Annotated in this window: 5 protein-coding genes and 1 pseudogene; 4 read left to right on the forward strand and 2 right to left on the reverse strand. The window is 73.4% G+C overall.

All coding sequences use genetic code 11. From position 1 onward, the window contains the following. Window positions 1–48 precede the first annotated feature (48 nt). Together ACZ5GH_RS27405 and ACZ5GH_RS27410 are read right to left on the reverse strand one after the other, a co-directional pair. Window positions 49–708: a response regulator gene (locus tag ACZ5GH_RS27405; protein WP_387760771.1), complete on the reverse strand. Its 660-nt coding sequence runs from the start codon at window positions 706–708 to the stop codon at window positions 49–51. Further along, the gene (locus ACZ5GH_RS27410) at window positions 705–1,910 is read right to left on the reverse strand and encodes a sensor histidine kinase (protein ID WP_387760772.1); all 1,206 of its coding nucleotides are present in this window, start codon (window positions 1,908–1,910) and stop codon (window positions 705–707) included. Before ACZ5GH_RS27410 ends, ACZ5GH_RS27405 begins: the two co-directional genes overlap by 4 nt. Window positions 1,911–2,044: 134 nt before the next feature. Between ACZ5GH_RS27410 and ACZ5GH_RS27415 the strand changes: the two genes are divergently transcribed. From ACZ5GH_RS27415 to ACZ5GH_RS27430, 4 genes and pseudogenes are all read left to right on the forward strand, one after another. Then, entirely contained in the window at window positions 2,045–2,956 is a 912-nt protein-coding gene (locus ACZ5GH_RS27415; protein WP_387760773.1) for an ABC transporter ATP-binding protein, read from the forward strand. After that, complete coding sequence (locus ACZ5GH_RS27420; RefSeq protein ID WP_387760774.1) at window positions 2,953–3,807, forward strand: ABC transporter permease; 855 nt, start codon at window positions 2,953–2,955, stop codon at window positions 3,805–3,807. Before ACZ5GH_RS27415 ends, ACZ5GH_RS27420 begins: the two co-directional genes overlap by 4 nt. A 104-nt stretch (window positions 3,808–3,911) precedes the next feature. Further along, window positions 3,912–4,766, forward strand: coding sequence for an ABC transporter permease (locus ACZ5GH_RS27425; protein WP_464335540.1), 855 nt, complete (start codon window positions 3,912–3,914; stop codon window positions 4,764–4,766). 606 nt (window positions 4,767–5,372) lie between these two features. Next, window positions 5,373–9,860: pseudogene (locus tag ACZ5GH_RS27430) on the forward strand (non-ribosomal peptide synthetase); the annotation flags it as partial. Window positions 9,861–9,911: the final 51 nt, after the last annotated feature.

Below are 9,911 nucleotides of genomic sequence, written 5' to 3' on the forward strand. Positions count from 1 at the left end.
GTGGAAGCGGATGCGGCGGCCGGCCGTCGGGGGCGGGACCCGCCGGGCCTACGGGGTCACCAGGCCGGCCTCGTAGGCGATGATCACCAGCTGGACCCGGTCGCGGGCGTTGAGTTTGGCCAGCAGCCGGGTGACGTAGGTCTTGGCGGTGGCGACGCTGATCACCAGGTGCTCGGCCAGCTCGGTGTTGGACAGTCCCTGGGCGACCAGGGTGAGGACCTCGCGCTCGCGGTCGGTGATACCGGTGATGGTCCGCCGCGGCTTGGCGGCACCGGAGGCCGACGGGCGGCCCGCGAACTCCTTGATCAGCCGCCGGGTGACACTGGGGGCGATCAGCCCGTCGCCGCCGGCGACCACCCGTACCGCGGCCAGGATCTCGTCCAGGGCCATGTCCTTGACCAGGAATCCGGAGGCGCCGGCCTGGAGGGCGCCGTAGATGTAGTCGTCGTCGTCGAAGGTGGTGAGCACCACGATCTGGGCCTTGGCCGGGCCCTCGGTGATCTTCCGGGTCGCCTCCAGACCGTCCATGCCGGGCATCCGGATGTCCATCACCACGACATCGGGGTCCAGCGCGGCCGTCAGCTCCACCGCCTCGGCGCCGTCGCCGGCCTCGCCGACGACCTCCAGATCGGGGGCGTCGGCGATCACCATCTGCAGGGCGGCGCGCACCAGCGGCTGGTCGTCGGCCAGCACCACTCGGATCGTCATCGGACTCCTTCCGGAACGGGAAGACGGGCGGCCACGCGGAAGCCTCCCTCGGGTAGTGGTGCGGCGGAGAACTCACCGTGCAGCAGGCCGACCCGCTCGCGCATGCCCACCAGCCCGAAGCCGGACCCGGTGGTGCTGCCCGGGGAGTGCTGGTGGCCCCGGTTGAGGACCTCGATGGACAGCTCCGACGCCTGGCAGTCGATGGACACCTGGCAGGCTTTGGTGTCCGCGTGCCGCGTCACGTTGGTGACCGCCTCCTGGATGATCCGGAAGGCCGACATGTCGATCTCCGGGGGGAGGTGGCGCCGCTCGCCGCTCCACCGCACGTCGACCCGGACGCCGGCGGCCGTGGTGGTCGCCGCGAGCTGGTCGACGTTCGCCAGGCCGGGCCCGGGCTCCATCGGGACCCGCTCGGCACTGGAGCCCGGCTCGGGCTGGCGGAGCGCGACGAGCATCCGGCGCAGCCCGGACAGCGTCTCCCGGCTCGCCGTCTCGATCTCGCCCAGCGCGGTCCGGGCCCGGTCCGGCTGGGTCTCGATGACCCGGCGGGCGGCGCCCGCCTGCAGGGCGACGATGCCGATGGTGTGCGCGACCATGTCGTGCAGTTCGCGGGCGATCCGCAGCCGCTCGGTGGTGACCGCCTGGGCGGCGGCCTCGGTCCTGAGCTGTTCCGCGTGGTCGCGGGCCTGGTGCATCGAGCGCCCGATCAGCAGGGCGATGACGGCCAGCAGCACCGCTCCCTGGGCGTCGCTGGTGTCGGTGCGGGGGACCATGCCGACGTGCAGGACCAGGACGCCGATCAGCATGCCGGCCGCGATGCGCGCCGTGCGCCGGGGGCGGGTGGCCGTGATGACGAGCAGGGCGATGTCCGCCGAGATGAACTGCAGCGGCGGGAACTGGGACCCGTACGACCAGCCGTTGGTCACTCCGACCGAGGCGGTGATCAACAGGGCGAGGCCGGCCAGCGGCCGGCGGGTCAGCAGCGCACTGCCGGCCAGGGCGACCAGCGCCGCCACGGCCACCATGTTCCAGTCGCGGCTCGTCGCCGTGCGGCCGCCCATGGCGATGCTGTTGAACCAGGCGGCGGCTCCGCCCTGCCCGACGAGCAGCGTGGGGTAGACGGTGACCACCAGCCAGGTGAGGGCCGTCCAGGCGCCCGGTGGCACGCGCTTCAACCGCGGGAGAGTCATCGTGGCGTACATACGGCGATGGTAGCCAGGCGCTCCCGGCCGGACATCGGACCACGGGTGTCATGCCGTGGTTGACACGCCGGCCCGCGGAAGTGTCACCACTGGTCTGATGCACTGAACACCGCGCCGACGGCACGATGGACCGCATGATCGAAGTCCACGAGCTGACGAAGCGCTACGGCAAGAAGCTGGCAGTCAACAACCTGACCTTCACCGTCAATCCGGGCCAGGTGACCGGCTTCCTCGGCCCCAACGGAGCCGGCAAGAGCACCACCCTGCGGATGATCCTCGGTCTGCACACCCCCACCAGCGGCACCGTCACCGTGGACGGCCGCCCGTTCCGCTCGCTGCCCCGCGGACTGCGGCACGTCGGCGCCCTGTTGGACGCCGGCGACGTGCACGGCGGGCGCACCGCCCGGGCCCACCTGCGGGCGCTGGCCCGCAGCAACGCCATCCCGCGCAGCCGGGTGGAGGAGGTGCTCCGGGAGGCCGGCATCGTGGATGCGGCGGACCGCCGGATCGGCGGGTTCTCGCTCGGCATGCGCCAGCGCCTCGGCATCGCCACCGCACTGCTCGGCGACCCGCCGGTGCTGCTCTTCGACGAGCCGCTCAACGGGCTCGACCCGGAGGGCGTGCACTGGGTGCGCGGCCTGTTCCGCCGACTGGCGGCCGAGGGGCGCACGGTCTTCGTGTCCAGCCACCTGATGTCCGAGATGGAGCACACCGCCGAGCAGCTCATCGTCCTCGGCAAGGGCGAGCTGATCGCCGCGGAGAGCGTGGCGGACTTCGCGGCCCGCGGTGCCCGTCGGAGCGTGGTGGTCCGCACGCCGGACCCGGCGGCGCTGCAGCCCCTGCTGGTCTCCGAGGGGGCGCAGGTGGAGCGCGAGGCCGACGGGAGGCTCACGGTGGTCGGACTGGACGGGGACCGGATCGCCGAGATCGCGTTCCAGAACCGCATCCTGGTGAACGAACTGACCAACCACACCAGCTCGCTGGAGGAGGCGTTCATGGAGCTGACCGCCGACAGCGTCGAGTACCTCGCGGGGGAGAAGAAGTGACCGCGCCGACGACCTCGAAGACGGCCGGGGCGCCGGTCGTGCCCCCGCTGGAGCCCAAGGCCCGTTTCGGTGACCTGGTCGCCGCCGAGTGGATCAAGCTGTGGTCGCTGAGGTCGACCCCGTGGGCCTTCGCCGCCACGGTGCTGCTGGTCCTGACGATCACCCTCTTCGGCGCCATGTCGGACGCGCAGCACTTCGCCGGCTTCGACGACGACCAGAAGGCGTACTACCGCGCCTTCGGGTCGGTGGCGGCCACGTTCTCCCAGGGCGCCGCCACGATGGTGATCGTCGGTGCCGGGGCGATCGGGGCCATCGCGGTCCTCGGTGAGTACACCTCCGGCATGATCCGGACGACCTTCACGGCGGTTCCGGCCCGCAGTTCGGTGATGGCCGCGAAGCTGGCGGTGGTCGCCGTGGCCACGACCGTCCTGGGCGTGGCCACGGCGCTGGCCTCGTACGGCGCCGCCCAGGCGGTGCTGTCCGGCCAGGACGCCGCCGTCGGCCTCGGGCACCCCGGGATCCTGCGCCTGCTCGTGGCCTCCGCGGTGCTGGCTCCGGTGTCGGCGCTGGTGGGCATGGGGATCGCCGCGGTGATCCGGCACAGCGTGCTCACCATCGTGGCGACGATCGCCGTGCTCTTCGTGATTCCCTCGATGCTGAACAGCCGGAGCCAGTTCGGTGCGAGCCTCGTGCACATGACGATCTCGCAGGCCTGGCAGCGCATCGGCCACGAGCAGGCGACCACGGAGATGTGGCCGTGGACGGTGGGCGGCGCGTGCGTCGTGCTCGCCGTCTGGTCGCTGGTCGCCGGGGCGCTGACCGTCTACACGGCGAGCCACCGGGACCAGTGAGCGGTGTACCCACCGCCGAACGACTCGACCGACCGAACCGGCACGCTGGAGGCGCTCGTGGGAGCGACCGCCGACAGGGCCGAGCACCTCGCAGGAGAGAGCACGTGACTGCGCCGACGACGACGGAGACGACCGTGGTGCCCGCTGTGTCACCCCCGGAGCCCAGGGCCCGTTTCGGTGACCTGTTCGCCGCTGAATGGATCAAGCTGTGGTCGCTGAGGTCGACCCCGTGGGCCTTCCTCGCCACCGCGGCACTGGTCCTCACCAGCACTGTCTCCATCGCCCTGGGAGACGTCGACGAGTACGCCCGGGCCGGCGAGCCGCAGCGGGAGCTCTTCCGGACGCTCGGACCGCTGGCGGAGGCGTTCCCGTACGGCGCCGCCACGATGCTGATCATCGGCGCCGGGGCGATCGGGGCCATCACGGTCCTCGGTGAGTACACCTCCGGCATGATCCGGACGACCTTCACGGCGGTTCCGGCCCGCAGTTCGGTGATGGCCGCGAAGCTGGCGGTGGTCGCCGTGGCCACGACCCTGTTCGGCGCCGGCGTGGCGCTGGCCTCGTACGGTGCCGCCCAGGTCGTCCTGTCCCGTCAGGACCTCGCCGTCGGCCTCGGGCACCCCGGGATCCTGCGCCTGATCGTGGCCTCCGCGCTGCTCGCCCCGATCGCCGCCCTCGTGGGCATGGCGGTGGCGGCGGTGGTACGGCACAGCGTGATCACCATGGTGGCGACGGTCGCCCTGCTCTTCGTCCTCCCCTCGCTGCTGAACGACCGCAGCCACCTCAGCGTGAGCCTCCTGCACATGACGGTCATGCAGGCCTGGGACCGCATCGGCCACGGCCAGTCCCCGGCCTCGGAGTGGCCCTGGACGGACGGGGGAGCCGCTCTCGTCCTCGTCGTCTGGGCGCTGGCCGCCGCGACGCTGGCCGCCTTCTCCGCGAACCGCCGGGACCAGTGAGGGGGTTTCGCCCGACACCGTCGCGCAGGCGCGGGCCGATTCGGCCCGCGCCTTTTCCGTGCTGCTTCCGTTGCCGCGAATGCGCGGTCCTGATCGCGGACCGGTGAACCGCCCCGCCTCCCTGATCCGTGAATCCCCGGGTCGTCCGTTTGTCAAGAATTCGCGCGGCCCGGGTTTTCCGCCCTGTTCAACTGCCCCTGTGAAGGCAGTTGAACAGGGCCGCCGCATTCCCCTCCGAAGGCCGTGATCGCGCCGCCCGGACCGGCCCCTCGCACGCGGGCCGAACATTGATCATCAGTCGAGCCGTGGGTCATAGTGACTGCCGGGGAAAACGGCGCTCCACGCTGTCGAAACACCTAGATAAGGGGACCTCTCGCCCAGGCCGGCAACCGTCTCGACGCGGTGCTGCCGGAAGCCGTGATCGAGCGAGGGTCCGTGTACCAACGGTTGTGTGAACCGGCCGGACGGAGCGATTTCCGGACGGTCCGTACAGCCCTGCCCTCCGCCGCTGCCATCCGTGCCGGCCGGCGGGCGGGGCGAACAGCCGGAGTTCACCAGTCAGCCTCGGCCGACGTCGCGGCGAGGACGTAAGCAGGAGGGGTCCTGATGGTTCCGTTGTCATACGCGCAGCGTCGGTTGTGGTTCATTCAGCAGGTCGAGGGGCCGAGCGCGCACTACAACATCCCCCTCGCGCTGCCGCTGGTCGGCGAAGTCGACCGGGACGCCCTCGCCGCGGCCCTGCGCGACGTCCTCGAGCGCCACGAGGTCCTGCGGACCACCTTCGCCGTCGTCGACGGCGAGCCCTACCAGGACATCCACGCCGTCGAGGACCTGGACTGGGACCTCCACCGGGTCGACCTGACCGGCGGCGACCCGGCCGCGGTGCGGGCCGAGCTCGATCGCGCGCTCGCCGACGCGGCCGCCACCGCCTTCGACCTCTCCGCCGAACTGCCCATCCGCGCCTGGCTGTTCACCACCGGCCCGGCGGAACACGTGCTGGCCGTGGTGGTGCACCACATCGCCGGCGACGGCTACTCGCTGCGCCCGCTGGCCGACGACGTCTCCGCCGCCTACGCCGCCCGCCGCGCGGGCCGGGCGCCCGACTGGGAGCCGCTGGACGTCCAGTACGCCGACTACACCCTCTGGCAGCGCGAACTGCTCGGCGACCCGGCCGACCCCACGAGCCTGATGTCCCGACAGGTCTCCCACTGGCGTGACGCCCTGAGCGGCGCCCCGGAGGAGCTGGAGCTCCCGTACGACCGCACCAGGCCCCCGGTGGCCTCCTACCGCGGCCACCGCACCCCGCTGGAGATCCCCGCCGAGGTGCACGCGCGGCTCGTCGAGCTGGCCCGCGCCGAGGGCGTGACCGTCTTCATGGCGCTGCAGGCCGCCCTCGCGGTGCTGCTGTCCAAGCTCGGCGCCGGCGAGGACCTGCCGATCGGCACCGCGGTGGCCGGCCGCACCGACGTCGGCCTGCGCGACCTGGTCGGCTTCTTCATCAACAGCCTCGTGCTGCGCACCGACGTGTCCGGCGACCCGACCTTCACCGAGCTGCTGGCCCGGGTGCGCGAGACGGACCTGTCCGCCTTCGAACGGCAGGACGTCCCCTTCGAGAAGCTCGTCGAGGAGCTCGCCCCGACCCGCACGCTCGCCCGTCACCCGCTCTTCCAGGTCATGCTCAGCGTGGAGAACCTCGCCCGCGCCGAGGCGTCCCTGGCCGGCGCGCAGGTCGCCGGGGGAGCCGGCGCGGAGCCCTCCGCCGCCGAGGGCCCGACGAGCACCGTCGCCAAGTTCGACCTGGAGGTCGTCGCCGAGGAGACCTTCGACGCGACCGGCGCCCCGGCGGGCCTGAGCGGCTCGGTCATCGTCAACGCGGACCTCTTCGAGGCCGCCTCCGCCGCCCGCATCGCCGAGCGCCTGGCCCGCGTGGTGGCGCAGCTGACCGCCGCGCCCCGGGCCCGGACCGGCGCCGTCGACATCCTCGCCGGGGACGAGCGCCGGCGGCTGCTGACCGGGTGGAACGACACCGCGGCCGACGTGGAACCCGGCCTGCTGCCCGAGCTGTTCGCCCGGCAGGTCGAGCGGAACCCGGACGCCGCGGCGGTGGTCTGCGAGGGCACCCGGCTCAGCTACGCCGAGCTCGACGCCCGCGCCAACCGGCTCGCCCACCGGCTGACCGCGCTCGGCGTGGGTGCCGAGACGGTCGTCGGCCTCTGCCTGCCGCGCGGCGTCGACATCGTCACCGCGATCCTCGCCGTCTGGAAGGCCGGCGGCGCCTACGTCCCGCTCGACCCCGAGCACCCCGTCGACCGCCTCGCCCACATCCTCGACGACAGCCGCGCCCGGGTGGTGCTCAGCACCCGGGACGCGGCCGACGGCGTGGCCGCCCGGCTCGACACCGACCGGGTGCTGTGGCTCGACGACCCGCAGGAGGCCGCCGAACTGGCCGCCTTGCCCGCCACGGCCCCGCACGGCCGGGTGGCCCCCGGCTCCCTGGCCTACGTCATCTACACCTCCGGCTCGACCGGCCGGCCCAAGGGCGTGGCCACCGGCCACGGCGCCCTGGCCAACCTGGTGTCGGTGTTCGGCCCCCTGATGGAGGTGGGTCCGGGCGTCCCGGTCCTCCAGTTCGCCTCGTTCAACTTCGACGCCTCCGTCCTGGACGTCGCGGTCACCCTCTCCCGCGGCGGCACCCTGGTCGTGGCGAGCGCGACCGAGCGCTCCGAGCCCGCCCTGCTGCGCGCCCTGGTGGAGTCGGCCGGCGTCCGCTCCGCCAGCCTGGTGCCCTCGCTGCTCGCCGTCCTCGACCTGGACGACCTGGCCGGGGTCGGCGCGATGGTCGTCGGCTCGGAGGGCATCGACCCCGCCCTCGCCCGGGCCTGGGCCCGCGACCGGCGGCTCGTCCACGCCTACGGCCCGACCGAGGCGGCCGTGATCACCGCCGTCGGGCAGGTCGACCCCGACGGCACCGGCGCGGTGCCCTTCGGCGGCCCGGTCGCCAACACCCGGATGTACGTCCTGGACCGCCGGCTGCAGCCGGTCGCGCCCGGCGTCGCCGGTGAGCTCTACATCGGCGGGGCGCAGCTGGCCCGCGGCTACGTCGGCCGCCCGGACCTGACCGCCGAGCGCTTCGTCGCCTCCCCCTACGAGGCCGGTGAGCGGCTCTACCGCACCGGCGACCTGGTGCGCTGGACCGAGGACGGGCAGCTGCTCTTCGCCGGGCGCGCGGACGAGCAGGTCAAGATCCGCGGCTTCCGGATCGAGCCCGGCGAGGTCCAGGCCGTGGTCGCGGCGCACCCCGGGGTCGCCCGGGCCGCCGTCGTCCCGCGCGAGGACGTCCCCGGCGACGTCCGCCTGGTCGCCTACGTCGTGCCCGCGGACACCGCGGACCGGGCCGGGCTGGGATCCGCCGTCCGTGAGTTCGCCGGGTCGAGGCTGCCGCAGTACATGGTCCCGGCGGCCGTCGTCCTGCTGGACGCCCTGCCGCTGACCGTCAACGGCAAGCTCGACCGCAAGGGGCTGCCGTCCCCGGAGTTCGCCGTCGGCGGCCGGGCCCCGGCGAACCGCCAGGAGCGGATCCTCTGCGAGGAGTTCGCCGGGACGCTGGGCCTGGAGCGGGTCGGCGTCGACGACGACTTCTTCGCCCTCGGCGGCCACTCGCTGCTCGCCGTGCGGCTCGTCGAGCGGCTGCGCGAGCGCGGCGTCCCGGTCTCCGTGCGCGCGCTGTTCGAGAGCCCGACCCCGGCCGGGCTCGCGCTGGCCGGCGGCACCACCCAGGTCGCCGTGCCGGACAACCTGATCCCGGCCGGCGCGACCGTGATCACCCCGGACATGCTGCCGCTGGTCGACGTCACGGCCGAGGAGATCGAGCGGATCGCGGCCACGGTGGAGGGCGGCGCCGCGAACATCGCGGACGTCTACCCGCTCGCCCCCCTCCAGGAGGGCCTGCTCTTCCACCACCTGCTCGCCGGCGCCGGCGACGACGCCTACGCCCTGCCCACGGTGCTGGAGTTCGACTCCCGCGAACTGCTGGACGGCTTCCTGGGAGCCCTGCAGCAGGTGGTCGACCGGCACGACGTCCTGCGCACCGGCATCGTCTGGGACGGGCTGCGCGAACCCGTCCAGGTGGTGTGGCGCCGGGCCGGGCTGCAGGTGGCCGAGGTGGCCCTCGACCCGCACGGGGACGACCCGATCGCCGAACTCGTGGAGCTCGGCAGCACGCCGATGGACCTCAGCCGGGCCCCGCTGATCGGCCTGCACACCGCCCACGCCCCGCAGCGCGGGGACGACGGCCGGTGGCTGGCCCTGATCCGGATGCACCACATGGTCCAGGACCACACCGCCAAGGAGGTCCTGCTGGCGGAGGTGCGGGCCTTCCTCACCGGGCGCGGCGGCGAACTCGCCGAGCCGCTCCCGTTCCGCAACTTCGTGGCCCAGGCGCGCGGCGCCGTCGACGAGGCCGAGCACGAGCGCTACTTCGGCGAGCTGCTCGGCGACGTGGACGAGCCGACCGCGCCGTACGGCCTGCTCGACGCGCGCGGCGACGGCAGCGGAGTGGTCCGGGACGGCCTCACCCTGCCGCAGCAGCTGACCGACCGGATCCGGGAGACCTCCCGGCGGATCGGCGTCAGCCCGGCGTCCGTCCTGCACGTCGCCTGGGCGCGGGTGCTCGCAGCGCTCTCCGGCCGCTCCGACGTGGTCTTCGGCACCGTCCTGTTCGGCCGGATGAACGCCGGCGCCGGATCCGACCGCGTGCCGGGCCCGTTCATGAACACCCTCCCGGTCCGCCTGCGCACCGACGAACTCGGCTCCCTGGAAGCCGTGTCGGCGATGCGCGGCCAGCTGGCCGAGCTGCTGGAGCACGAGCACGCCCCGCTGGCGGTCGCGCAGCGCGCGAGCGGTGTGCCCGGCAACCTCCCGCTGTTCACCTCCTTCTTCAACTACCGCCACAGCCACGGCGCTCGGGCCGCGGAGACCGACCGGCCCGCGGCCGCGCCGGAGGGCTCGGGCGGCGGCATCCGGATGGTCTACGAGCACGACCGGACCAACTACCCGCTGTCAGTGGCGGTGACGGACGACGGTGACACGCTCGACGTGACGATCGACGGCATCGCCCCGATCGTCCCGCACGCGGTCGCCGAGCTG

It is taken from the genome of Kitasatospora sp. Xyl93, from assembly GCF_055383135.1.

Excerpts from the sequence above, each read along its gene's own strand:
- ACZ5GH_RS27405 (WP_387760771.1), bottom strand. The coding sequence starts at position 708 with ATGACGATCCGAGTGGTGCTGGCCGACGACCAGCCGCTGGTGCGCGCC.
- ACZ5GH_RS27410 (WP_387760772.1), bottom strand. The coding sequence starts at position 1,910 with ATGTACGCCACGATGACTCTCCCGCGGTTGAAGCGCGTGCCACCGGGC.
- ACZ5GH_RS27415 (WP_387760773.1), top strand. The coding sequence starts at position 2,045 with ATGATCGAAGTCCACGAGCTGACGAAGCGCTACGGCAAGAAGCTGGCA.